The sequence below is a fragment of the Bradyrhizobium manausense genome (assembly GCF_018130615.1).
GTDB lineage: Bacteria > Pseudomonadota > Alphaproteobacteria > Rhizobiales > Xanthobacteraceae > Bradyrhizobium > Bradyrhizobium manausense_A.
In genome coordinates this window covers 492,685-516,419 of the sequence record NZ_JAFCKB010000002.1, presented here as the reverse complement: position 1 = coordinate 516,419, position 23,735 = coordinate 492,685, and the positions used below count along the sequence as shown (strand labels likewise).

The 23,735-nt window shown below is 65.3% G+C and carries 19 protein-coding genes; 8 read left to right on the top strand and 11 right to left on the bottom strand.

Translation table 11 applies throughout. The annotated features are described in order from the left end of the window. Positions 1-35: 35 nt before the first annotated feature. The 3 genes from JQ587_RS06160 (at position 36) to JQ587_RS06150 (ending at position 4,697) form a co-directional block, all read left to right on the top strand. Positions 36-1,880 carry an extracellular solute-binding protein gene (locus JQ587_RS06160; RefSeq protein WP_212424697.1) on the top strand — a complete coding sequence of 615 codons (1,845 nt, stop codon included), beginning with the start codon at positions 36-38 and terminating at the stop codon, positions 1,878-1,880. 4 nt (positions 1,881-1,884) lie between these two features. Next, the gene (locus JQ587_RS06155) at positions 1,885-3,387 is read left to right on the top strand and encodes an AMP-binding protein (protein ID WP_212302337.1); all 1,503 of its coding nucleotides are present in this window, start codon (positions 1,885-1,887) and stop codon (positions 3,385-3,387) included. A gap of 86 nt (positions 3,388-3,473) precedes the next feature. After that, positions 3,474-4,697, top strand: coding sequence for a GGDEF domain-containing protein (locus tag JQ587_RS06150; protein WP_212424696.1), 1,224 nt, complete (start codon positions 3,474-3,476; stop codon positions 4,695-4,697). Between the two features lie 67 nt (positions 4,698-4,764). On the opposite strand, the gene JQ587_RS06145 is transcribed toward JQ587_RS06150, so the two are convergent. From JQ587_RS06145 to JQ587_RS06135, 3 genes are all read right to left on the bottom strand, one after another. Further along, entirely contained in the window at positions 4,765-5,772 is a 1,008-nt protein-coding gene (locus JQ587_RS06145; RefSeq protein ID WP_212424695.1) for a hypothetical protein, read from the bottom strand. Between the two features lie 185 nt (positions 5,773-5,957). Next, positions 5,958-9,476, bottom strand: a complete 3,519-nt coding sequence (mfd, locus tag JQ587_RS06140; protein ID WP_212302340.1) for a transcription-repair coupling factor — start codon at positions 9,474-9,476, stop codon at positions 5,958-5,960. Further along, positions 9,473-9,763: an FAD assembly factor SdhE gene (locus tag JQ587_RS06135; protein WP_212424694.1), complete on the bottom strand. Its 291-nt coding sequence runs from the start codon at positions 9,761-9,763 to the stop codon at positions 9,473-9,475. The genes mfd and JQ587_RS06135 overlap by 4 nt, the downstream gene beginning before the upstream one ends. A gap of 184 nt (positions 9,764-9,947) precedes the next feature. Between JQ587_RS06135 and recG the strand changes: the two genes are divergently transcribed. After that, entirely contained in the window at positions 9,948-12,056 is a 2,109-nt protein-coding gene (recG, locus tag JQ587_RS06130) for an ATP-dependent DNA helicase RecG (protein WP_212424754.1), read from the top strand. Here recG and panE read toward each other — a convergent pair. The 4 genes from panE to glmS form a co-directional block, all read right to left on the bottom strand. After that, complete coding sequence (panE, locus tag JQ587_RS06125) at positions 12,053-12,982, bottom strand: 2-dehydropantoate 2-reductase (RefSeq protein WP_212424693.1); 930 nt, start codon at positions 12,980-12,982, stop codon at positions 12,053-12,055. The two genes, recG and panE, sit on opposite strands and share 4 nt — an antisense overlap. An 81-nt stretch (positions 12,983-13,063) precedes the next feature. Then, positions 13,064-13,921 carry an NAD(P)-dependent oxidoreductase gene (locus JQ587_RS06120; RefSeq protein WP_212302343.1) on the bottom strand — a complete coding sequence of 286 codons (858 nt, stop codon included), beginning with the start codon at positions 13,919-13,921 and terminating at the stop codon, positions 13,064-13,066. A gap of 106 nt (positions 13,922-14,027) precedes the next feature. Next, positions 14,028-14,798 (bottom strand): DUF502 domain-containing protein, encoded by a 771-nt coding sequence (locus JQ587_RS06115; RefSeq protein ID WP_212302344.1) that lies wholly within the window; start codon positions 14,796-14,798, stop codon positions 14,028-14,030. An 89-nt stretch (positions 14,799-14,887) separates the two neighbouring features. Next, a complete protein-coding gene (gene glmS / locus JQ587_RS06110; RefSeq protein ID WP_212302345.1) occupies positions 14,888-16,714 on the bottom strand; it encodes a glutamine--fructose-6-phosphate transaminase (isomerizing) in 1,827 nt (608 codons plus the stop codon). Positions 16,715-16,935: 221 nt separating this feature from the next. Between glmS and JQ587_RS06105 the strand changes: the two genes are divergently transcribed. Then, positions 16,936-17,154, top strand: a complete 219-nt coding sequence (locus JQ587_RS06105; protein WP_212302346.1) for a hypothetical protein — start codon at positions 16,936-16,938, stop codon at positions 17,152-17,154. A 22-nt stretch (positions 17,155-17,176) separates the two neighbouring features. Here JQ587_RS06105 and JQ587_RS06100 read toward each other — a convergent pair whose 3' ends face one another. Next, positions 17,177-17,362, bottom strand: coding sequence for a hypothetical protein (locus JQ587_RS06100; RefSeq protein WP_212302347.1), 186 nt, complete (start codon positions 17,360-17,362; stop codon positions 17,177-17,179). 40 nt (positions 17,363-17,402) lie between these two features. Next, positions 17,403-18,758 (bottom strand): bifunctional UDP-N-acetylglucosamine diphosphorylase/glucosamine-1-phosphate N-acetyltransferase GlmU, encoded by a 1,356-nt coding sequence (gene glmU / locus JQ587_RS06095; RefSeq protein WP_212424692.1) that lies wholly within the window; start codon positions 18,756-18,758, stop codon positions 17,403-17,405. Between the two features lie 190 nt (positions 18,759-18,948). Between glmU and JQ587_RS06090 the strand changes: the two genes are divergently transcribed. Beyond that, a complete protein-coding gene (locus JQ587_RS06090; protein ID WP_212424691.1) occupies positions 18,949-20,394 on the top strand; it encodes a hypothetical protein in 1,446 nt (481 codons plus the stop codon). Positions 20,395-20,448: 54 nt separating this feature from the next. Here the strand turns inward: JQ587_RS06090 and JQ587_RS36855 are convergent, their stop codons facing one another. Then, positions 20,449-20,583, bottom strand: a complete 135-nt coding sequence (locus JQ587_RS36855; RefSeq protein WP_283815591.1) for a hypothetical protein — start codon at positions 20,581-20,583, stop codon at positions 20,449-20,451. A 201-nt stretch (positions 20,584-20,784) separates the two neighbouring features. On the opposite strand from JQ587_RS36855, the gene JQ587_RS06085 reads away from it, so the two are divergent. Continuing rightward, positions 20,785-21,165: a hypothetical protein gene (locus JQ587_RS06085; protein WP_212302350.1), complete on the top strand. Its 381-nt coding sequence runs from the start codon at positions 20,785-20,787 to the stop codon at positions 21,163-21,165. Here JQ587_RS06085 and JQ587_RS06080 read toward each other — a convergent pair. Next, positions 21,125-22,786, bottom strand: coding sequence for a glycoside hydrolase family 17 protein (locus tag JQ587_RS06080; RefSeq protein ID WP_249154185.1), 1,662 nt, complete (start codon positions 22,784-22,786; stop codon positions 21,125-21,127). The two genes, JQ587_RS06085 and JQ587_RS06080, sit on opposite strands and share 41 nt — an antisense overlap. A 223-nt stretch (positions 22,787-23,009) precedes the next feature. Between JQ587_RS06080 and JQ587_RS06075 the strand changes: the two genes are divergently transcribed. Continuing rightward, positions 23,010-23,612, top strand: a complete 603-nt coding sequence (locus JQ587_RS06075) for a beta-1-3, beta-1-6-glucan biosynthesis protein (RefSeq protein ID WP_212424689.1) — start codon at positions 23,010-23,012, stop codon at positions 23,610-23,612. Positions 23,613-23,735 lie beyond the last annotated feature (123 nt).

Genomic DNA, 23,735 nt, shown 5'->3' with positions numbered 1-23,735 from the left:
TTCAGGCCCGCCGGTCCTCGAATCAACGTGTCCGAATGTTCATGTTCCAGCGCCTGCTCGAGGGCCCCGCCGTCCGCCTTTGCTGTCTCGCTTTGGCCGTTGCCGTCAGCCTATCGGCCAACGCGGCGCGGGCCGGAGGGGCCCACGCCATCGCCATGCACGGCAAGCCGGCGCTGCCGGCCGATTTCACCCACATGCCCTATGCCAATCCTGATGCCCCCAAGGGCGGTCGGCTGACCTGGGGCATTCTTGGCACCTTCGACAGTCTCAATCCGTTCATCGTGAAGGGTTTGGCGGTCCAGCCGATCCGCTCCTACGTGGTCGAGAGCCTGCTGGCGCGCGGCCAGGACGAGCCGTTCACGCTCTACGGCCTGCTCGCCAGAACCGTCGAGACCGACGACGAGCGGAGCTACGTCACGTTCCGTCTCGATCCCCGCGCCCGCTTCTCCGACGGCAGGCAGGTCGCCGCCGAGGACGTGCTGTTTTCCTGGCAGCTGCTGCGCGATCATGGCCGTCCCAACCTCCGGCAATATTACGGCAAGGTCGCAAAGGCCGAAGCGCCCGATCCCCTCACCGTTCGCTTCGACCTCACCGGCGCCAACGACCGCGAATTGCCGCTGATCCTCGGCCTGATGCCGATCCTGCCGAAGCACGCGGTGGACGTTGCGACCTTCGAGGAGACGACGCTGACCGGGCCGATCGCTTCCGGTCCGTATCGGGTAACGGCGGTCAAGCCCGGCGCCAGCGTGACCCTCTCGCGCAATCCCGATTATTGGGGCCGCGACTTACCCATCAATCGCGGGTTGTTCAATTTCGACGAGATCCGGCTCGACTATTACCGCGAGGCCAACGGCCAGTTCGAAGCCTTCAAGCGCGGCCTCTATGATTTCCGCGTCGAGAACGAGCCGCTGCGCTGGCACGACGGCTACGATTTTCCGGCTGCCAAGAACGGCGACGTGATCCGCGACACCGTCAAGCCCGGCACGCCGCAGCCCTCGGAATTCCTGGTGTTCAACACGCGGCGTCCGATTTTCGCCGACATCCGCGTGCGCCAGGCGCTGACGCTGCTGTTCGATTTCGAGCTGGTCAATCGCAACTATTTCTTCTCGCTCTATTCGCGTGTCGCCGGCTATTTCGCGGGCTCCGACCTGTCGTCCTATGCGCGACCTGCGGACGCGCGCGAGCGCGAGCTATTGAAGCCTTTCGCCGCGCAGATCCCGCCCGATATCATGGACGGCAGCTACCGCCTGCCTGTGACCGACGGCTCGGGACGCGACCGCACCACGCTACGCGCTGCGCTCAAATTGCTGTCCGACGCCGGCTACGACCTCGACGGCACCGTGCTGCGCAACCGCGCGACCAAGGCGCCCTTCACCTTCGAGATGCTGGTAACGACCCGCGACCAGGAACGCATCGCGCTCGCCTTCCAGCGCGACCTCAAGCGCGCCGGCATCGAGGGAAGCGTGCGCGCGGTCGATCCTGTGCAGTTCGATCAACGCCGGCTGGCCTACGAGTTCGACATGATCCAGAACCGCTGGGACCAGTCGCTGTCGCCCGGTAACGAGCAGTATTTCTATTGGGGCAGCGCGGCCGCGGACAATCCGGGCACCCGCAACTACATGGGCGCGAAGGACCCCGCCGTCGACGCCATGATCAAGGCCCTGCTGGAGGCCCGTGATCATACGGATTTTGTCGACGCGGTACGGGCGCTCGACCGCGCCTTGATCGCGGGCTTCTACACAATCCCCCTGTTTAACGTATCCGAGCAATGGATCGCGCGTTGGAATCGGATAGAACGACCATCGACCACCGCGCTCTCAGGCTACCTGCCGGAGACCTGGTGGGCGAAGGGTGTGCCTCAAGCCAGTCCAGCGAAGTGACGCCGTGAACCAGCCAGCCGTATCGCCAACGCTCGACACGCTGTTCCAGCGGACGCTGATGCGACAGCCGCACGCGCCCGCTTTGCTGGACCCCCTCAACAAATCCCGCATCACCGGGCATCAGCCCCGCCGGCTCACCTACGCCGAAGCCGACACCGCCATCGAGGCGCTGTCGGCGCATTTCGTCGAATCGGGCCTGCCGGCCAATTCGGTGATCGCGATCCAGTTGCCCGCGACGGTCGAGTTCGTGCTGACCGTGCTCGCTGCCCATCGCGCCGGCCTCGTGGTTGCGGTGCTGCCGCTGCTGTGGCGGCAGGCGGAACTCGCGGCTGCGCTCAACCGCACAGCGGCACGCGCCATCGTCACCATGAGCAAGATCGATGGCGTCAGCTATTCCGACCTCGCGATGCACGCCGCGGCGGAAGCCTTCTCGATCCGCCACGTCTTCGGCTTCGGTTCTGACCTGCCCGAAGGCATGGCCCCACTCGACGAGGTGCTGGCACGTCCGCCCGGCGCCACGCGCGCCGTGATCCAGGACGGCCGCAAGGCGGCGATGATCTCCTTCGACGTCACGGCGGAAGGTTTCCGTCCGGTGCCGCGGCCGCATTTCAGCCTGATCGCCGGCGGGCTTGCGATGTCGCTGGAGGCCGACATCCAGCAAGGCGCGACCGTGATGTCGGCGTTCACGCCGATGTCGTTCGCGGGCCTCGCCTCCTCGCTCGCGGTGTGGCTGCTCTGCGGCGGCACGCTGGCGCTGCATCATCCGTTCGAGAGCGAGGTGCTGGAGCAGCAGATCAACGAGCACGGATGCAACGTGCTGATCGCGCCGGCCCAGCTCGCATTGCGCCTCGGCGATTCAGGTCTTGCTGCGCGAATGCCGACCTTGCGCAACGTCGTCGGGCTCTGGCGCGCGCCGGAACAGGTGGCCGCCAGCGAAGCCTGGACCGCGCCCCATGCTCCGCTCACGGACGTCTATCTGTTCGGCGAGGCCGGGCTGTTCGGCGCCCGGCGCGGCGAGGATGGCATGCCAGTCGCGGTACTGCCGGGCCCGCATGGCGCCCCGCGCGAGCAATCGGGGTCCTCGATCGCGGGTGATATCCTGCTGACGCCGAAGGGCACGCTCGGCCTGCGCGGCCCGATGGTGCCGATCGCGGCCTATGCGCCTCCGCAGCCGGTCGGTGAGACGCTGACGGCGCAGCCGCCGCGCGACTATGTCGACACCGGCTATGCCGCGCGGATCGACCGGGCGAGCGGCGCGATCTGCATCACCGCGCCACCCTCCGGCATCATGGCCGTCGGCGGCTATCGATTCCTTTCCAACGACCTGCAGGAATGGGCACGCCGGCTCGGCCAGGGCGCGCTGCTGACGGCCCTGCCCGACCGGCTCTCGGGGCACCGGCTGGCGGGCCGGGCCCAGGACAATTCCCGCGCCCGCGAGGCGCTCAGCGAACTCGGCCTTAACCCCTTGATGGTCGAGGCTTTTCGTGACCGCTCCGGACCGGTGTAGGCTCAGTTTCATCGGGAACATTGACGGCGCATTAAGGCGACCGGACTAGATTGCGCAGCATCGATTGCGTGATCAGAGTTTTGCGAATGTCCCAGGCGGGCCCGATCCTGTTTGTTTCCAATGCCGAGCGCCCCGCCTTCATTGCGGCGCTGGACGAGGCCCGTCTCTTTCCCGTCGTCGACAGCGATTGGGCCAGCGCTGCACGCGCCGTCGAGCAGGTGCAGCCGGCTGCCGTGCTTGCTGCGATGTCCGGCGGTCACGAACCGCATATGCCGCTGCTCGCAAAGAAGATCGCCGGTCAACCGCTGTATCTGCCACTGGTCGCGCTGGATGCGCAGAGCTCACTGCCCCACAACGCCCTGCCTTTCGCCACGCGCGGCGACGCCGCCGAACGTCTGATCGCACGCCTGCGCGCCGCCATCCGTGTTCGCACGCTGCACGCCACGGTGCTGCGCCGGCTGCCGGAGACGAAGGTCGTCCTGCCGGAGACCGATCCGGTGCGCGATGCGATCGTGCTGTTGATCGGCCGCGGCGCGGCTTATCCCGCCCTCTCCGTCGCGCTCGGCGAGCGCACCGGCGTGGTCGGTGCGCTCTCGATCGAGGCCGCGGCCAAACATCTCAACACCCGCGAGATCGACGGTGTCGTGCTCTCCGACGGTTTCACCCCGCGCGTCACCGATGCCTTTCTCACGGTGCTCGCGGAGGATACGCGCTTCCGCAACCTGCCGGTGGTCGTCACGGCGCATCAGCTCACCCAGAGCTACGATCTGCCCAATCTCGAGCTGATCGCGGGCGAGCCCGCCAAGGTCGCCGCCAACGCGCTGCCGCTCGTTCGCCAGCACGCGATGGAAGCGCAATTGAGCCGGACGCTGCGCTCGATCGATGCCGGCGGCTGGCTCGATCCCCGCAGCGGCCTCTTGACGGTCGAAGCCTTCGCCCGTGATTTCGCCAAGGCCGTCGAGCAGACGCTCGCGCGCGGCGGCGGCCTCTCGGTGGCGCGCTTCGCCTTCGATCCCGGCAATCCCCGGGCGCAGCTCGATGCCGCGCGCATCCTCAGCCGGCTGATGCGGCAGATGGATTTTGGCGCCGCACAGAAGGATGGCTCGGTCATCGTGGTGTTCGCCGAGACCGATTTCCGCACGGCACATATGATTGCCCGCCGCCTCTCGGCGGTGATGAAGCACACATCAAACGGCAAGCACGAGATGCGCAGCGATCCCGTGGTCAGTGTGGATTCGCTGTCGCCATCGGACACGGCGAGATCTCTGCTGGGGCGGCTGTCGGCGGACGCGTCAAGGGCGGCGTCGTAGATTCGGACGTCCAAGCTTTCCCATATCCGCAGTCGTGCCCGAACTCGACGAATTGCGCGAACAACTCCTATTTCCGTTCTGTCTTGTATTTGTCCTGCTCACCGGAATAGGCGCCGATACGTTCGATGAACGCGGCCGACCTGCTATCTCCCTTGAATTGCGCATAGTCTCCACGCGCAAACTTTCTCAGTCCTAGCACGATGCTTTCCGGCGAATCGTGCGGCGTCTTGTCTACATTCTTGGGCGTCCCGTCGATCACCTGGTAGGTGCGATGGAAGTCCACAGAACATCCCCAGGACAGGTTACCACCGCTCAATCCACAGCCGATGAGCGGCAGCGGAAGTGCCGACAGTCGCCAGAGCGAAGCCGTCCGATACGTCGCGAAGACTCGTCCGTCGATGCTGAAGTCGACGAATTGCTCCATGATCGCGCGCTCGTGCTTCCACACGGCATTGTCACCACGATCAGTGACGACGATTTGTTGCAACTGCGGCTTCTCGGGAAATCTCAGGAGGCAGGCTTCGCTGAGGAAAGTATTGTCAAACTTGACCGGGCCGACGAGGATCGCTGCAGGCGAGACCTTCTGTCCGCGAAGGTTGTTCCGCAAGCTGCGGGCGCGCACACATTGCTCGCGATCAAGCAAGCGATACGAAAGATATCCCTCAGGCAGGAAGTTCGCGTTGACCGAATAGGCAACCGAAACATTGTAGTATTGGGCAAGGTTCTCTGCGCGCGACGCTGGCAGCACCAGCGAATATCGATCAGGATCGAATTGCAGGACTGCCGACGGATTGCTCAGTTGCATCTCCCGAGCCTTGTCGTCGATGTCCTTCCCCTGTTGCACGTATAGATAAAGGTACCCGCCATAGGCGACGAGGGGAATGATGATCAGCACGCGGGGAACTTGTCCGACCACAGCTTCAAACAAGAGGCATAGCAGGAAGCCATGCACGAGCAGGCCGCACCACGCGGCGGCCCCGACCACCAGCAGGATGAGGTTTAGATACGGAACCTGCTGAAGGGCGAGGAGCAGGGCCAGCGGGCCCAAGATCCAAAAAGAAAAAAACCTCGGCAAGCGAATATCCGCAAGATTGCTACCAGATCGCGAAAACCTGCCAGACCTTTGCTAACAACTCTGAACCCTAAAGCTCAGGATTTGTCGGCCGATGATGACCGTCTCCTTAACGTTTGCTGCGCCAAGACGGCTCAGCGCCGCGCCGCTCTACACTGCGCCGCGTCCGGAACGCTAGGGTCTTCTGCTCACGCCGCCTTCTTGCTCTTCGCGAGCTGCGCCAGCTGGCGCATGATCTCGGTCGTGCCGGCGAGACGCTCTTCCGGAGTCTCCCAATCCTGCAGGAACACCACCTTCATGTCGGGGCGCACCTTGGCGGCCTGACCGTAGCTGCGGATGAAGCTCACCAGACGATCGGGATAGGCGAATGAGTTGTCGCGGAATGTGATGACGGCGCCCTTCGGGCCCGCATCGATCTTCTCGACATTGGCCTGGCGGCAGAACGCCTTGATCGCGGCGACCTTGAAGAGGTAGCGCACCTCGTCCGGCAGCACGCCGAAGCGGTCGCGCATCTCGGCGCCAAAGTTCTCGATTTCCTCCTCGCTGTCGAGATCGGCCAGGCGCCGGTACAGCGACAGCCGCACCGAGAGGTCGCCGACGTAATCCTCCGGAATCAGCACGGGCATGCCGATGGTGATCGTCGGCGACCAGCGGTCGGCAGCCGGCTCGGAGACGCCGGCCTTGAGGTTCACGATCGCCTCCTCCAGCATCGACTGGTAGAGTTCGAAACCGACCTCCTTGATGTGGCCGGACTGCTCCTCGCCGAGGAGATTGCCGGCGCCGCGGATGTCGAGGTCGTGCGAGGCGAGCTGGAAGCCCGCGCCCAGCGTTTCCAGCGATTGGAGCACGGTGAGCCGGCGCTCGGCCTGCGCCGTGATCTTCTGCTGCGCCGGCAGCGTGAACAGCGCATAGGCCCGCAGCTTGGAACGGCCGACGCGGCCGCGGAGCTGATAGAGCTGGGCAAGGCCGAACATATCGGCGCGGTGCACGATCAGCGTGTTGGCGTTGGGGATGTCGAGACCGGATTCGACGATGGTGGTCGACAGCAGGATGTCGAACTTGCCGTCGTAGAACGCGGTCATGATGTCCTCGATCACCGCGGGCGGCATCTGGCCGTGCGCGACCGCGACCTTCATCTCCGGCACGTTCTTGTCGAGGAAATCCTTGACCTCGGCGAGGTCGTCGATGCGCGGCACGACGTAGAACGCCTGGCCGCCGCGGTAACGCTCGCGCAGCAGCGCCTCGCGGATCATCAGCGGATCGTGCGGGGCGACGAAGGTGCGAACCGCGAGGCGATCGACCGGGGGCGAGGCGATGATCGAGAGCTCGCGCACGCCGGTCAGCGCCAGCTGCAAGGTGCGCGGGATCGGCGTCGCCGACAGCGTCAGAACGTGCACCTCAGAGCGCAGCGCCTTCAGCCGCTCCTTGTGGGTGACGCCGAAGTGCTGCTCCTCGTCGACGATGACAAGGCCGAGATCGCGAAACTTGATGGCCTTGCCGAGCAGCGCGTGGGTGCCAACGACGATGTCGACCGAACCGTCGGCAATCCCCTTCTTGACCTGGTTCAGCTCCTTGGTCGCGATCAGGCGCGAGGCCTGCGCCACGTTGACCGGAAAGCCCTTGAAGCGCTCGGTAAAGGTCTTGGCGTGCTGGCGCGCGAGCAGCGTAGTCGGCACCACGACCGCGACCTGCTTGCCTTCGAGCGCGACGGCAAAAGCCGCCCGCAAGGCAACCTCGGTCTTGCCGAAGCCGACGTCGCCGCAGATCAGCCGGTCCATCGGACGGCCGAGCTCGAGGTCCTTCAGCGTGGATTCGATGGCCCCTAGCTGGTCCTCAGTCTCGTCATAGGGGAAGCGTGCGCAGAACTCGTCATAGAGGCCCTGCTGCACCGGCAGCTTGGGCGCCTCATGCAGATGGCGCGCAGCGGCGATCTTGATCAGCTCGCCCGCGATCTCGCGGATGCGGTTCTTGAGCTTGGCCTTGCGCGTCTGCCAACCGCTTCCACCGAGACGATCCAGCTCGACCGTGGTCTGGTCGGAGCCGTAGCGCGACAGCAGCTCGATGTTTTCGACGGGCAGAAACAGCTTTGTCTCGGCGGCATAATGCAGCTCGAGGCAGTCATGCGGCGCGCCGGCGACGTCCAGCGTCTGCAGGCCGATGAAGCGACCGATGCCGTGATCGACGTGGACGACGATGTCGCCGGCGGTGAGGCTCGTCACCTCCGAGATGAAATTGTCGAGCTTGCGGCTCGCCTTGCGCGGCCGCACCAGGCGGTCACCCAGGATGTCCTGCTCGCTAATGAGCGCGATCTCGTCGGTCTCGAAACCGCTCTCCAGGCCGAGCACGGCGAGCATGGTCTCGTTGCGCGGGGTCGCCTGCACCGTCCGCCAGGAATTGACGCTGGTGGTGTGAGCCAGCTTGTGGTCGCGCAGCATCGAAGTCATGCGGTCGCGCGAGCCTTCGCTCCAGAGCGCGATCACGACCTTCTTGCGCTGGGCCTGCAGACCCATCACATGGCTCACGACCGTCTCAAACACGTTGACCGTGCTGTCGTTGCGCTCCGGCGCAAAATCGCGGCCCTTGCGGGCGCCGGCATCGACGACGCTGCTGCCGTCGGTCGGCACCGAAAATGCCGTCAGCCGCGCCAGCGGAATGTCACCAAGACGCTTGGTCCACTCCCCGTCGGTCAGATAGAGCCGATCGGGCGGCAGCGGCTTGTAGATGGCGCCGCCGCCGGGATGCTCCATCGCATCGCGGCGCGCCTCGTAATAGTCCTGGATCTGCTTGAAGCGCTCGCGGATGGCGTCCTCGGCCTGCGGTTCGATCGCCACGGCTGCCCCTTGCAGATAGTCGAACAGCGTGTCCATCCGGTCCTGGAACAGCGGCAGCCAGTGCTCCATGCCGGGATGGCGGCGGCCTTCGCTGACGGCCTCGTACAGCGCATCGTCGCGCTCGGGCGCGCCGAACTCGGCGACGTAGCCCATGCGGAAGCGGCGGATGGTATCGGTGACAAGCTGGAATTCCGAGACCGGCACCAGATCGAGCGAGCGCATGTCGAGCAGCGTGCGCTGGGTCTCGGCGTCGAACGAGCGGATCGATTCCAGGCTGTCGCCGAAGAAATCGAAACGGACGGGCTGCTCGAGGCCCGCGGGAAACAGGTCGAGAATGCCGCCGCGCACGGCATATTCGCCGGGCTCGCGCACGGTCGAGGAACGGTTGTAGCCGTTGTGCTCGAGCCAGGCGACGATGGTGTCCATCGGCACGACATTGCCGGGCGCGACCGACAGCGCCTGCGCCGCGACCAGCTCGCGCGCGGGCACGCGCTGCACGACGGCGTTCACCGTGGTCAGCACGATCAGCGGCTTGTCGCTGCCGGTGAGCGCGGCCAGTCGCGCCAGCGTCGTCAGGCGCTGGGCCAGAATGCCGCCATGCGGCGAGACGCGGTCATAGGGCTGGCAGTCCCAGGCCGGAAAGGTCAGGACCGGCAGATCGGGCGCGAAGAACTGCAGCGCTCGTTCGAGCTGCTGCATCCGCGCACCGTCGCGGCAGACCACGGCAAGGCTGACCGCCGGCTTCTTCGGCCGCGCCGCGATGGCACGGGCGAGATCCGAGACGATCAGGCCCTCGGCGCCCTCGGCGACATTGGCAAGCGTCAGCGCGCGGCCGGGCGTGAGCAGCTCGGCCGGAGATTTCATCCCCTGCTTCATACGTCGCTGTCCGCGATCGGATAGGCCTTGATGCGGGCAAACAGCGCGCCGGTGACGTCGGCTGGCAGCAGCTTGTCACCGGTGATGGCGGCATAGAGATCGGGATCGTTGACCTCGAGCAGGGTCTCGAGCTCGGTCAGCTCCGTATCGGACAGGTTACCGATCTCGGCATCCGCGAAGCGGCCGAGGATCAGGTCCATCTCGCGCGTGCCGCGGTGCCAGCAGCGGAACAGAAGCCGCTTGCGACGATCATCCAGGCCGCTGCTCGATCGTGTCGTTCCCGTCATGTCTCAAATCCAGTCAAACGCCGAAAGCCCGGACGTGCCGGGCCGGGGTGATATAGCCACTCGGACTGGCCGTGTCAGCCCTCGATTTGTCAGGTCCCGCTGCCCGCCAGGAGCACGAAAAAAGGCGTGGATGCCCGGCATAAAGCCGGGCAAGACGAGCCCAAACGATCCTAGATTCGTGTCCATGCGCCCCAGCCTGCTCAATCCGCTGTTTGCTCCCGTGACCAGCCTGCCCGGCGTCGGTCCGAAGCAGGACAAGCTGCTGCAGTATCTGCTCAGCCGCAGCGAGACACCGCGTCTGGTGGACCTGCTGTTGCATCTGCCGAGCCAGGTGATCGACCGGCGGGCTCGGCCAAAGATCCGCGACGCAGTCCAGGGAACCATGGTGACGCTGGAGGTCACCGTCGACCGTCACCGCCCGCCTCCGCCGCGCAATTCCCGCGCGCCGTACCTGGTCTATGCCAGCGACGACACCGGCGACGTCGTGCTGACCTTCTTCCGCGCCAAACCCGGCTATGTCGAAAAGCTGCTGCCGATGGGCGAGAAGCGATTCGTGTCCGGCACGCTGCAGATGTACGACGGCATCCCGCAGATCGTGCACCCCGACCGCGTGCTCGACGAGGAGGCGATCTCGAAGCTCTCGGGGATCGATCCGGTTTATCCACTCACCGAGGGGCTGGCGCTCGGCTCGCTGCGCCGCGCGATCGCGCAGGCGCTGCTCAAGCTGCCCGCGCTGCCCGAATGGATCAGCCCGGACGTGCTGCGCCGCTGCAATTTTCCGCCGATTGCGGAGGCGCTCAACCGCGTGCACCAGCCGGTCGAGCTGACGGACATCCTACCCGACCAGCGTTACTGGTCGCGTCTCGCCTTCGACGAACTGCTCGCCGGCCAGCTTGCGCTCGCCCTGATCCGCGCGCAGCTGCGCCGGCCGGCCGGCGTGCGCAATGCCGGTGACGGCCATTTGCGCAACAAGATCATCGACGCCCTGCCCTACGCGCTCACCCCCTCCCAGCGCAGCGCAGCGGCTGCCATCGCCGAGGACCTGCAACAACCCGTGCGTATGCTCCGCCTGCTCCAGGGCGATGTCGGCTCCGGCAAGACCGTGGTGGCACTGCTGGCGGCCGCCGCCGTGGCCGAAGCCGGCAAGCAGGCCGCTCTGATGGCCCCCACCGAGATTTTGGCGCGGCAGCACATCAAGACCATTGCGCCGCTCGCCGAGCGCGCCGGCCTGCGGGTCGCGATCCTCACCGGCCGCGAGAAGGGCAAGGAGCGGCGCGAGTTGCTGGCGCAACTCGAAGCCGGCGGGATCGATCTCCTCGTCGGCACCCATGCGCTGATCCAGGACGACGTCATTTTCAAAGACCTCGCGCTTGCCGTCGTCGACGAGCAGCACCGTTTTGGCGTGCGCGAGCGGCTGGCGCTGACCTCGAAGGGCGATGCGGTCGATGTGCTGGTGCTGAGCGCCACGCCGATTCCGCGCACGCTGGTGCTGACCTATTTCGGCGACATGGACATCTCCGAGCTGCGCGAAAAGCCCGCAGGGCGCCAGCCGATCGACACCCGCGCCGTCGCCATGAGCCGGCTCGGTGAGGTCATGGACGGGGTCGGCCGCGCGCTCGAGTCGGGCAAGCTGGTCTACTGGATCTGCCCTCTGGTCGAGGAGTCCGAGGCCGAGGGCACCGAGCATCTCACCAACGCGACGAAACGCTTCGAAAGCCTGCAGAAGCGCTTTGGAGATCGCGTCGGCCTGGTCCACGGGCAGATGAAGGGCACCGAAAAGGACCGCGTCATGGGTCAGTTCGCCGCCCACGAGATCGGTCTTCTGGTCGCGACCACCGTCGTCGAGGTCGGCGTCGACGTGCCGGCCGCCACTATCATGGTGATCGAGAACGCCGAGCGTTTTGGGCTTGCCCAACTCCACCAGCTCCGCGGCCGCATCGGGCGAGGCTCGGAGGCGTCGACCTGCATTCTGCTCTACAGTGAACCACTCGGGGAAATGTCGAAGGCACGCCTGAAGGTGATCCGCGAGACCACCGATGGCTTTCGCATCGCCGAGGAAGATCTGAAGCTGCGCGGCGAAGGCGACGTGCTGGGCGTGCGCCAGAGCGGCCTGCCCGGCTACCGCATCGCGCGGTCGGAGGTTCACGGCCAGCTCATCACGCAGGCTAGAGACGAGGCGCTGCGGATCCTGAAGGAGGATCCGAAGCTGAAGGGCGAGCGCGGCGAGGCGCTGCGCTGCCTGTTGTATCTCTACGAGCGCGACGAGGCGATCCCGCTGATCGGCGCGGGCTAGCCCGCGGAGCGCCGGCGCCCGACCTCGTAGGCCGCCACATGCGCGCGGGCCAGATCCAGGAGCGGCGTGTCGACGCCGAGCGCGCGGGCCCGGTTGGCCATGTCGCCGAGGATGTGCTCCGCCTCGGTGACCGAGCTGCGCTCGATGTCGCGCAGCATCGAGGCCTTGAGCGGCGAGTCCAGCGTCGTGAAAAGTTTTCGGTCGAACTCGATGAACGGGGCGCGCGGCTCGAAACCCGAGGCCGTCGCCACCGCGCAACATTCGCCAAACAGGCGGAAGATCGACTGTTCGCCGTTCGGCACAGCCAGGATGTCGCCAATGCTCGCGCGCATCAAACAGGTGATGCCGGCGAGCGTGCTGAGCTGCACGAACTTTTCCCACATGTCCTGCATGATCGCTTCGCTGGCGCGCACGTCGATGCCGGGAACATGGAGCAGCGTCTCCAGCGCCAACGCACGCTCGCTCAGCGAACCATCGATCTCGCCGAAGACGATCGTTTGATTGGCCATGAACTGAACGACGCGACCATCCGCATCGAGCCCGGCACTGACGTTCGCCAAACCACCGAGGACGCGCTCCGCGCCGAACCGCGCAGTCAGGGCGTCGAGATGCTTCAACCCGTTGAGGATGGGAAGAATCATCGTGTTGGCGCCGACCGCCGGGGCGAACTGCGCCATCGCATCGTCGAGCGAGTAGGATTTCACCCCGACGAGCACGACGTCGAACGGCTCCTTCAGATCATTTGCCAGAATGGTCTTCGGCTGCACGGCAAAGTCACCATGCGGGCTCACGACCTGCAATCCGTCTCGCCGCAATTGCTCCGCGCGCCCGGCCCGCACCAGAAAGGTCACGTCGCCGCCGGCTCTGACCAGGCGAGCTCCGTAATAGCCGCCAAGCGCGCCCGCGCCGATCACGAGCAGTCTCATTCGAACTCCCGTCTCACGTCTGCGAACGTCAACCATTGTCACATTGCAGGGCGAAGCAGACTGATCGCACCTGCCTGATCGTCAGGCTCTTTTCTTCCCGATGCTCGCTGCGAAGGCTTTCAGCAGCGCCGCATCGACAGCTTCGCCTTTCGCGTCCTCGGCCAGATGCTCGAACCATTTGGCGAAACCTTCGTAGACCTGGCTTGCCGGATGATCCGGCCCGAGGAAGCCCGATATCTCCCGCATCTCAGCGACCCAGCGATAGGCCTTCGGGATCATGTCCGGCAGAGCCACCTCGAGCCGCGCCAGGATGGCGGGCTGGCTCAGCGCGAGCTCGTCGCGCAGCGCATCCGCAGCCCCCGCTTTGGTCGCGGCGACCACCATGGCCGAGCCGATCCCGGCGAGACCCTTGACGATGCCGGCGTAAGACATCTTGACCGCGGAGGCCGCGCCGACCGGGCCCTCGACGATGCGCAGGTCGAGCCCGAAATCCCTGAGCACGGCGAGGCCCTGCGCATGCTCACCCGACATGTAGAACGCAGGGCTCTTGCCGCCCGGTTGTGGCGGGAAGCCGATGATGCCGCCATCGACGAAGGGGGCCTGCGCCGAGCCTATGATCTCCTCGATGCGCTTCACCGTGTCGACATTGACGGCGTTGCAGTCGACGACGACCGGCTTCTTGTTGCGCCCGGCGATCAACGCTGCGAGCCGCTCGGCCAGCGCCACCGCTTCGCCGGGCGGCACGATCGAGAGGATGATGTCGGCGTCCGCGATCGCATCGTCCTCGGCGCCGATCATGCCGGCATCCGCCGCCCGTTTCAGCGTCGCCTCGCTTCGTCCCTTCAGCGACGTCAGCACGCGCGCGCCGTTCTCGCTCAGGCGGCGGGCCACTGCGCTGCCCATGGCACCGGGCGCGAGGATCGCAATGGTCTTTGACATCGGGCACTCCAGTTCGAAATTCCGAACGCTGCGCTCGGTTCGACCGGAACATTAGCAGAGGACGCGAACGCCTGCGTGCCCCCGGCCATCTCCCCGCGGAATGGCCCTACTCCACCTTCGCAGGCTCGGGCTGAAGCGCGGAGGCGTTGGCAATCCGTGCGGCATTGGCCATGCCCGCGAGCGCGGCCGCCTTCTTCGGGTCGGGCGCCGAGCCGGGCTGGACCACGCCGGCGGACATGATCAGCGTTGCGGCGTCCTCGGCACTGAGGTCGACCTCGATGATCTTGCTCTTCGGCACGTAGAAGAAGAAGCCGGTGGTCGGGTTCGGCGAGCACGGCAGAAACACCGAGACATGTTCCTCCTGCCCCGGCAAGCTGCGCGCAATGTCCTCGCTCGGCGATTGCGAGATCAGCACGATCGACCACATGCCGGGCGATGGAAACTCGACGAGGCCGACTTTGCGAAAGCTCGAGCCCTTGCCCGAGAACAGCGTCTCGAACACCTGCTTGAGGCCGCGATAGATGGCGCGCACCGCCGGGATCCGGCCGAGGAAGGTCTCGCCGACATCGACCAGGGTCCGGCCGATCAGGTTGGCCGCGAGGAAGCCGACCAGCGTCAGCGTGAAGAATGCGACAATCAGTCCCCAGCCGGGAACGCCGTAAGGCAGATAGGTTTCCGGCCGATAGGCCAGCGGAACGAATGGCCGCACCACACCGTCGACCCAGGTGACGAACCACCAGACCAGGTACAGCGTGATCGCGATCGGACCGGTGACGATCAGTCCGGTCAGGAAATAATTGCGGAAACGGCCCATCAGGCCGGTATGTGGTTCCGGGGCGGGATCAAGTGGCGCAGGCGCGTCGTCGCGGGCGGTCATTCGGGTTCCAGGTCGGTCGCTTCGGTCAAGCTAGGGTCTTCTAGCAGGTTTTGGAAGACCACGAAGCGATCCGACCCGATCCCTCTTGCCTATTCCACGGTCACGGACTTGGCGAGATTGCGCGGCTGGTCGACGTCGGTGCCCATCACCACCGCCGTATGATAGGCGAGCAGCTGCACGGGCACGGCATAGACCATCGGTGTGAAGGCCGCGGCCATGTCGGGCATGACGATGGTGACGAGCGACTCTACGGTCGCCTCCGCCGCCCCCTTGGCGTCGGTCATCAGGATGATGTTGCCGCCGCGAGCGGCGACCTCCTGCATGTTCGAGACGGTCTTCTCGAACACGCGGTCGTAGGGCGCAATCACGACGACCGGCATGGTCTCGTCGATCAACGCGATCGGACCGTGCTTGAGCTCGCCGGCGGCGTAGCCCTCGGCGTGGATGTAGGAAATTTCCTTGAGCTTCAGCGCGCCCTCGAGCGCTAGCGGGAAGCTGGTGCCGCGGCCGAGATAGAGCACGTCGCGGGATTTTGCGATCCTGTGCGCGAGCTTCTCGATCTGGGGCTCGGTGGTGAGCGCATCCGACATCAGGCGCGGAATCTCGACCAGGCCGTGAACCAGCTTGGTCTCGTCTTCCGAGGACAATTCGCCTCTAGCTCTGCCGGCCGCAATCGCGAGGTTCGCCAGCACCATGAGCTGGCAGGTGAAGGCCTTGGTCGAGGCGACGCCGATCTCGGGACCGGCCAGCGTCTGCAGCACGGTCTCGCTCTCGCGCGCGATCGTCGAGGTCGGCACGTTGACCACGGCGATCGTGTGCGCGCCCTCGGCCTTGGCGTAGCGCAGTGCGGCCAGCGTGTCCGCGGTCTCGCCGGACTGCGAGATGAAGATCGCGAGATCGCCCTTGCGCAGCGGCGCTTCGCGGTAGCGGAACTCGGAGGCGACGTCGACCTCGACCGGCAGGCGCGCAAAGCGCTCGAACCAGTATTTTGCGACGGTGCCGGCGTAGCTCGCGGTGCCGCAGGCCGTGATGTTGATGCGCTGGATGTCCTTGAAGTCGAACGGCAGCTTGACCGGCAGCGAAACGCGCTCGGTCGCCATGTCGACATAGCGCGCCAGCGTATGGCCGACCACTTCCGGCTGCTCGTGGATCTCCTTGGCCATGAAGTGGCGGTAATTGGCCTTGTCGACCAGCGAGGTCGAGGCGGCGTGCTTGATCTTCTCGCGCGCGACGGTCTGACCGTCCTTGTCGAAAATCGTCGCGTTCGTGTGGGTCAGCACGACCCAGTCGCCGTCTTCGAGATAGCTGACCGTGTCGGTGAACGGGCCGAGCGCAATCGCGTCCGAGCCGAGATACATCTCGTCGGCGCCATAGCCGATCGCCAGCGGCGGGCCGTTGCGGGCGCCGATCATCAGATCGTCGTCGCCGGAGAAGATGAAACCGAGTGCGAAGGCGCCGCGCAGGCGCGCCAGCGTCAGCTTCACAGCTTCGACCGGCTTGTTGCCGCGCGTCAAGAGATCGTCGACGAGATGCAGCACGATCTCGGTGTCGGTTTCGGTGTGGAATACCGTGCCCTTCTCCTCGAGCTCCTCGCGGAGCTCGCGGAAATTCTCGATGATGCCGTTATGGACCACGGCGACGCGCTCGGTCGCATGCGGATGGGCGTTGTTGACGGTCGGCTTGCCGTGGGTCGCCCAGCGGGTGTGACCGATACCGGTCGTGCCCTTGAGCGGCTCGGCTTCCAGCCGCCTTTCCAGATTCTTCAGCTTGCCCTCGGCGCGACGGCGCTCGATATGCTTGCCTTCGAGCGTGGCGACGCCCGCGGAATCGTAGCCGCGATATTCGAGACGTTTGAGCGAATCCACCAATTGCTCTGCAACCGGCTCGCGCCCGAGAATGCCGACAATCCCGCACATGCGGATCAATATCCCCCAAATCGTCGAAAAATCACCTAAACGACGCGCCCGGTTTTTAGCGAAGTTCCTAAGGAACCAGATACTCAATAATTATAACGGATTGCGACAACGTTCGATGACTGCGATCCCTGTCCTACGTCGATGTGGCCGGCCTTTAACCGCGCGCGTTAACTCGTTGTCAATAACTTTGGCCAACGATTCGACCCCGGGAGATCAAGGCCATGAAAGCCACGTCCGACCGCAAAGGTCACTCTTTGACGTATATGCGTGCCAGCGAGACCTCGGGCACGCACCTTGCGCATTGGCCGCCGCCACAGCGCGGCAAGGAAAGCAAGCCGGTCTTCATCAAGCATGCAGCCAATGAGCCTGCAAAGCGCGCCAAGCCCCGCGGCTGGCGCCTGACGCGCGCCATCTTCGCTGAATTCGCGGACGACGAATAACCCCCGCCGGCCTCTCCTCGTCCTAGAGGGTGGCATAGGCGAGCATGGCGACGAAGCCCCAGAATGCCAGTCCGACGACGACAGACTGAATGTCGGACGGCTCATCTACGGCGAAGAGTTTCAGTAGCGTTCGTCCTGTCGCCGCGATGAAGACCCCGATCAGAAAACTGATCAGGTCGACGATCATGCCGCCAATGAACTGGACCATCGGCTAGCCCCCGACGATGTCCAGACCAGCCGGCCGGCGCTCACTTCTCCGGCTTCTTGCCGCTGGTCTTCATTTCACGATAGCGCGCCGCGCCGCCTTCGCGGATGGTCTGTTGGCTGCGCTCCAGCGCCATCGCGTCATCTGGCACGTCGCGCGTGATCACCGAGCCCGAGCCGATATAGGCGCCGTCGCCGATCTTCACCGGCGCGACCAGCGAGGAGTTGGTGCCGACGAAGGCACCCTGCCCGATCACCGTCTTGTGCTTCTTGAAGCCATCGTAATTGCAGGTGATGGTGCCGGCACCGATGTTGGAATTGGCGCCGACGGTGGCGTCGCCAATGTAGGAGAGATGGTTGACCTTGACGCCGGCCTCCAGCGTCGCGGCCTTGGTCTCCACGAAATTGCCGATCCGCGCGCCGTCGCCGAGTGACGTGCCGGGACGCAAGCGCGCATAGGGACCGATCGAAACCTTCTTGCCGAGCGTGGTCTCGACGATATGCGAGAAGGAATGAATTACGGTGCCGTCGGCGATCGACACGCCCGGTCCGATCACCACGAATGGCTCGATGGTGACGTCCTTGCCGAACACGGTGTCGACGGCGAGATAGACGGTCTCAGGAGCGATCAGCGTGACGCCGGCCTCCATCGCAGCCTTGCGCAGTCGCGCCTGCATCACACCTTCCGCTTCTGCCAGCTGGGCCTTGGTATTGATGCCGCGCACTTCGTCCTCGCTGGTCTCGATCACCACGGACTCCCATCCATTGTCGCGGACGATGCCGACCGCATCGGTCAGATAGTATTCGCCTTTGGAATTCGCATTGCCTATTCCGTCCAGGATCGCGAGCGCGTGGCGCCCGTCGATTGCCATCACGCCGGCATTACACAGATCGATCTTGCGCTCGTCCGCGCTGGCATCGGCATGTTCGCGGATCGCGACCAGGCGATCGCCTTGGACGATGAAACGGCCATAGCCGGTCGGGTCCGCCGCGCGGAAGCCGAGCGCGGCAATCGCAGCCCCCTTGGCGAGCGGCGCGCGCAGCCGCGCAAACGTCTCGGCCGAGATCAGCGGCGTATCACCGAAGGCGATCAGGACATCATCCGCACCGCGCGCAATCGCCTCGCGCGCCGCCAGCACCGCATGCGCGGTGCCGAGGCGCTGCCCCTGCACGAAGATGAGCGCATCGGGACGGATACGCTTCGCCTCATCCGCGACGGCCTGGTGATCGGGACCGATCACCACCGCGAGGGCGGTGCCGGTTCCCCGCGGCGCCGCGCCGAGCACATGGGCGAGTAACGTCTGGGAAGCTACGGGATGCAGCACCTTCGGCACGCTCGATCGCATGCGCGTGCCCTCGCCGGCGGCGAGAACGATCGTGAGGCTTGTGCGGGCAATCATTGCAATCCTGTCAATACGGCCGAATCGGTCGTCACCCCCAAGGGACGGCGAGCGGCGGCGAGCCGGTGTCGCCTGAGCTTGTCGCCTTGCTACCCCCGCAAACGCCCGGAATTCAAGTGCGCGTGGGTTTTCCTGTTAATGTTCCTTGATTGATTCGGGGAAGCCAGACAGGGCTGGGCACTAAACGTTCATGGCAAAGGATTCCGACCCACTGGCGGATGCCTTCGGCGACAAGGAGACCGGCGGCCTGTTCTCCGGACTTTTGGCCGAGGAAAGCGCATTCGATCGCCGCTTGCTGTGGCGGCTGGGCTCCTGGGGTGTCGCCGCCGTCGGCGCCGTCGTGGTCGCCGTAATGGCCAACCAGGCCCAGCTCGGCTGGCGGCGCGACCAGGTCGCCTCCGCCGACCTCGCCCACCAGGCCGATCGGCTTCAGGTGCTGACCAGGGAAAGCCAGCTCGAAGCCCGCCGTCTCACCTCCGCCATCGAGACGCTGAACACCGATCGCGACCGGCTCTACGCGCGCGTCACCGTGATCGAGCAAGGGCTTGATTCCGTCACCGGCGCCATCGCCAAGCAGAACGCGACATCGCCCCAGGCGCCCGCGTCGAAGCCGCAGGACACGCCGGTCGCCGCTGCGCAGCCACCGTCTCCGGCTCCGGACGTCGCACCGGTCGCCTCGACCGCGGCCTCGCTGGTCGACAGGCCGCGCACGGGTGCCGGCAAGGAGCCCAAGGACGGCTTGAACAAGGACGGTTCGAACAAGGACAATTCGAAGGAGGCTGCGAAGGATCAGTCGGCCCCGCTGCCGCAGGCTGCTTCTGCTGCCTCGCTCGTTTCGCAGTCGGCTGTGACGACATCGGCGCTGCCCGTCCTTCCGCTGCTGCCGTCGAAGTCGATCATGGCGCCGCCTGATCCAGCGGCGTCCAAATTGATCCAGCCCGACTCAACGGAGAAATCCGCCGAGAAGAAGCCCGACCCGGCGCCCGCTCCGACCGAAGTTGCCGCGGCACCTGCCAAACCGTCCGAGGCAGGCGAGGCCGAGGCGCCCGCGATCGCAGTCCAGCAGACGCGCTTTGCCATCGACCTCGGAGGCGCGAATTCGATCGACGGCCTGCGTGCACTCTGGCGCGGCCTGACCAAGTCGAATCCGGAAGTCGCCGTGCTGCGCCCGATCATCATGATCAAGGAAGGCAATAACGGCCTCGGCATGCAGCTCCGCCTCGGCGCCGGCCCCCTGATCAATGCGGCTGCGGCGGCGAAGCTCTGCGCAGGGCTGAGCGAGAGCAATCGCCACTGCGAGACCACAGTGTTCGACGGCCAGCGCCTGTCAATGCGCGGCGGCTCGGACAAGTCCCAAGACAGGGTCCAAGACAAGATCCAAGACAAATCGCAAGACAAGAGCCAGGATAAGAACCAGGACACGAGCTCGGAGAAGAGCCAGGACTCGGCGCCGCAAGCTGAAACCACCCCTGCGCCCGCGCCCGCCGCCAAGCCGGAAAAGCGCCGCCGTGGCTACTCCTCAAAGCGCTCCTCAAAGCGCGAGGAGCCCGCGCCACCACCTGCGCCGCCGCCCCCTCAAGCCAAGCCAGAGACGGCGTCAGCGAGTTCAACGATATCGTCGTTCTTCCGGCGGTAGGACCATCAGGGCTCCTGATGGAATCGTCGGAGCGTCTCTCTTGAGACCGCGCCGTTAGAGAGCTGCGACCAACTGGTTGATCTTGATTGCAGCGCAGACGATCATTCCCCAAAGCGCAAAATTGATCTGCAAAGCCTCGGCCATTGCCAACCTCGTTCGCATCCTCGCAATTGCGCTCTTGAACGGCATGATCTGCTCCTGATCGAAACAGCGATCACGCCCGCGCTTGAGGCCGAATGTTAGGCGGTGCCGGAACTTTCGCAAATCCGTAGCGCTACGGTTCCGATGCATTCGGGTTGCAGCAAAGCGGACGACGGGCCGAGAAGCCCCCCGGTGTAAAAATGCCCCGCCCCTGTTGCTCCCTCCCGCCATCCCGACCATATTGCCGGCATGACAAAAAAGCCGTTTCGCCTCACGCCCTACCAGGTGCAGTTTCTCATCGTCGTCGGTTTCGTCACCGTCGGCTGGGCGCTCTATGTGCGCTATTTCGCGATCGAGTTCTCGCAGACGGCGCTTGCCTGCGATGCCGGTTTGCAGACCATGATCTGCAAGGCGCGCTCGGTGACGACGTCGCTGTTCAAGAATTCGGTCTTCGGCATCGTCGCGCTAGTGATCGCGACGCTTAACCTGATGCGGCCCTCGATCGTGCTGCTGACGCTTGGCGTGGTCGCAGCCGGCCTCGGTATCGTGCTCTACAACATCGTGCTGACGGGCCTCGCGATCGGCCTGCTCACCCTTGGCTTTGCTCGGCCCGCGCCCGCCACAGCGTGAGCGCGAGCAGCAGGTAGATCGCGCAGGTCCACATCGCCTGCCAATTGTCGCGGCCTTCGTTCAGAATCACGTAGACCGCCGACAGCGCCAGCACCCCAGCGAACACCGCTTCCGCGATCGGACGCACGCCGATCTGCGGCCGGTTCAGCATCAGCAGCGCGAACGGCACCACGGCCATCGTCAGCGAGGCATAGGGGAAGTCGCGGTAGCGCGGATCGAACACGAAGCCGAGCGCGGTCTCGGCGGCGATCACCGCCGTCACCGCCAGGGTCAGGCACAGCACGGCGGAGAGCTTCGACCATTTCCGGCCCTCGCGCGGACCGAGCAGGTCAAGGAAGGTCGGAAGGCTGCGGCCGATGACGAGCGCCTGCGCGCAGAAGATCGGCGAGAGGATGCCGGCGAGCAGCAGCACGCTCCATTGCAGCCAGCCGCCCCAACCGTAGCTCTCGTAATACATCTTGTCGGCAGCGATCCCGAGCAGGATGCCCGCCGACGTCGCGGAGATGCCGACGCCGAGCCAGGCCGAGAAGCGCGGCGTCCAGGGGCGGCGGCGCAGCGTGATGCCGGCAACCGCGAACACCAATATGCTGAGGCCCATGCCGGCGCCCATGTACCATTTCCAGAACGGGAAATTGCTGATCGGCTCGCCCGGCGGATATTTGAGCTGCCGCCGCACGGAATCGAGCAGGCCCCAATAGCCGCCGACGGTGCCTTCCAGCCGCCGCTTCCACGGCTGGTCATAGGCCTCGATCAGGTTGACGCGAAACTTTTGTGCCTTCGCCAGCCCCAGGATGTCCGAGACGACGCGCGCCTGGTTGGTGCGTGACGGCAGCGCGCCTTCGCGCATGCGGCCTTCGCTCGGCCAGCCGGTCTCGCCGATCAGGATCTCCTTGCCGGGAAACGCCACCGCCATGCGCTCGCGGATCGCCTCGACATGGCTCGCCGCGAACTTCGCCTTCACCGGCATGTCCTCCCAGTAAGGCAGGATGTGAATGGTGACGAAGTCGACGGCGTCATAGACCTCGCGGTTCTTCAGCCAGTACTCCCAGACGTCGGCATAGGTCACGGGGACGCTGACCTGCGCCTTCACCGAGCGGATGATGGCGGTGAGGTCAGACGTCGTCATCTCCCCGCGCAGCAGCACCTCGTTGCCGACGACGAGCGAAGAAATGGTGTTGGGAAAGTCCTTGGTGAGGCGGACGGCGGTCGACACTTGCGCAAAGTTCTTGGCGCGGTTGCTGCCGAGCCAGATGCCCTGGATCACCTTCAGGCCGACCTTGTCTGCGATCCCCGGCACCAGGACGAGACCGTTCTCGACCGAATAGGTGCGCACGCAGTCCGTAATTTGCTTGAGCTGCCTCAGATCACGCTCGATCTGTTCGGCCTCGATCTGGGTGCTTTCGATCAGCGGCGTCTGGTCTCCCTGAAATGGCGCATAGGAGACACATTGCACCTTGTCATTGGGATCGATGGGGGCGCGCGCGAGCGTGATCGGCGTGGCAAGCCACCACCACACGGCAGCAATCGCACCCAGGGAAACGAGCAGGAGCGCCAGTGGCGTACGAAGTGAAATAGTTCCGTCCTCCGCGAAGGGTCCGTCGATTACCTGCTCGCACGCCATCTGCCAAGGGGGTGGTGCCCGCGAGGCACTTCCTCTCCCCGGCCAATTGGGCTGCGGCCGTTCGACCGGGCCTTAGGATCGTGACTTTGCTGGACAAAAATCCAATTCCGGGTCATTGGATTTCGCGGGACTTTTCCGCCGCATTGGAGACCCATTTGGACGCCATCACGTCGGCGTTCGCGAGGTCCTCCCGCGGGCGGACGGCTGAGATATTGGGGAATTCATGCGGCGACGGGTGTTCGAGTTACGAAATGCGGTCCTGCGGCAGCTCGCCGCCACTTTGACCGTCTCCTCCCTTGTCCTCCTGGCCAGCCTCGGTGGCGCCTCCGCCCAGAGCGGCACGCCGGCCCCTGACCAGGGCAAGCAACCGGCGGCGCAGGCCACCGACGCCGCCAAGGATGCCAACCAGAACCAGAATCAGAAGCGGATCGACGAGTTCGCCGAAGCTGCCCGCGCCGTGAATGGTCCGGCCGGCAACCCTGAATGCGTCTGGCTCGGCCGTCGCGCGGTCCAGCTGATGTACAGGGACGACCTCGATACCGCCTTCCGCCACATCGATCTCTATGACCGCTTCGGCTGCCCCGGCGGCCACATCCAGGCCGCGTTCCGCTGCCTGACCCGCTTCCTCACCCAGATCGACGACAAGGTTCCGAACAGCCTGAATAATCTGACCCAGGCCTGCTGGATCAACCCGGCTGCGCAGCCGCAGCAGACGACCGCGGCCGCCTCCTCACCGGCGCCCGCCCCGGCCGCCGGCGCCGCGCCGCCGCAGCCGGCAGCGAGCCCCTCGCCTGCGGCCAGTCCGACGCCGGCGCCGTCCAAATAGCCGCAGGCCGGCTTCAGCCTCCGTTCAGGAACGATCGGCGATAGAGGCGGTTGGCACTTCCGCGCTTCCAAAAATGCCATGCCCTCATAAGGACATGAGGCCATGACAGTTGTGAAACTGCGC

Bases quoted from the DNA above. Each gene is read 5' to 3' on its own strand.
- JQ587_RS06160 (WP_212424697.1), top strand. From the start codon at position 36: ATGTTCATGTTCCAGCGCCTGCTCGAGGGCCCCGCCGTCCGCCTTTGC.
- JQ587_RS06150 (WP_212424696.1), top strand. From the start codon at position 3,474: ATGTCCCAGGCGGGCCCGATCCTGTTTGTTTCCAATGCCGAGCGCCCC.
- mfd (WP_212302340.1), bottom strand. From the start codon at position 9,476: ATGAAGCAGGGGATGAAATCTCCGGCCGAGCTGCTCACGCCCGGCCGC.
- JQ587_RS06135 (WP_212424694.1), bottom strand. From the start codon at position 9,763: ATGACGGGAACGACACGATCGAGCAGCGGCCTGGATGATCGTCGCAAG.
- recG (WP_212424754.1), top strand. From the start codon at position 9,948: ATGCGCCCCAGCCTGCTCAATCCGCTGTTTGCTCCCGTGACCAGCCTG.
- panE (WP_212424693.1), bottom strand. From the start codon at position 12,982: ATGAGACTGCTCGTGATCGGCGCGGGCGCGCTTGGCGGCTATTACGGA.
- JQ587_RS06120 (WP_212302343.1), bottom strand. From the start codon at position 13,921: ATGTCAAAGACCATTGCGATCCTCGCGCCCGGTGCCATGGGCAGCGCA.
- JQ587_RS06115 (WP_212302344.1), bottom strand. From the start codon at position 14,798: ATGACCGCCCGCGACGACGCGCCTGCGCCACTTGATCCCGCCCCGGAA.
- glmS (WP_212302345.1), bottom strand. From the start codon at position 16,714: ATGTGCGGGATTGTCGGCATTCTCGGGCGCGAGCCGGTTGCAGAGCAA.
- JQ587_RS06105 (WP_212302346.1), top strand. From the start codon at position 16,936: ATGAAAGCCACGTCCGACCGCAAAGGTCACTCTTTGACGTATATGCGT.
- JQ587_RS06100 (WP_212302347.1), bottom strand. From the start codon at position 17,362: ATGGTCCAGTTCATTGGCGGCATGATCGTCGACCTGATCAGTTTTCTG.
- glmU (WP_212424692.1), bottom strand. From the start codon at position 18,758: ATGATTGCCCGCACAAGCCTCACGATCGTTCTCGCCGCCGGCGAGGGC.
- JQ587_RS06090 (WP_212424691.1), top strand. From the start codon at position 18,949: ATGGCAAAGGATTCCGACCCACTGGCGGATGCCTTCGGCGACAAGGAG.
- JQ587_RS36855 (WP_283815591.1), bottom strand. From the start codon at position 20,583: ATGCCGTTCAAGAGCGCAATTGCGAGGATGCGAACGAGGTTGGCAATG.
- JQ587_RS06085 (WP_212302350.1), top strand. From the start codon at position 20,785: ATGACAAAAAAGCCGTTTCGCCTCACGCCCTACCAGGTGCAGTTTCTC.
- JQ587_RS06080 (WP_249154185.1), bottom strand. From the start codon at position 22,786: ATGGCGTGCGAGCAGGTAATCGACGGACCCTTCGCGGAGGACGGAACT.
- JQ587_RS06075 (WP_212424689.1), top strand. From the start codon at position 23,010: ATGCGGCGACGGGTGTTCGAGTTACGAAATGCGGTCCTGCGGCAGCTC.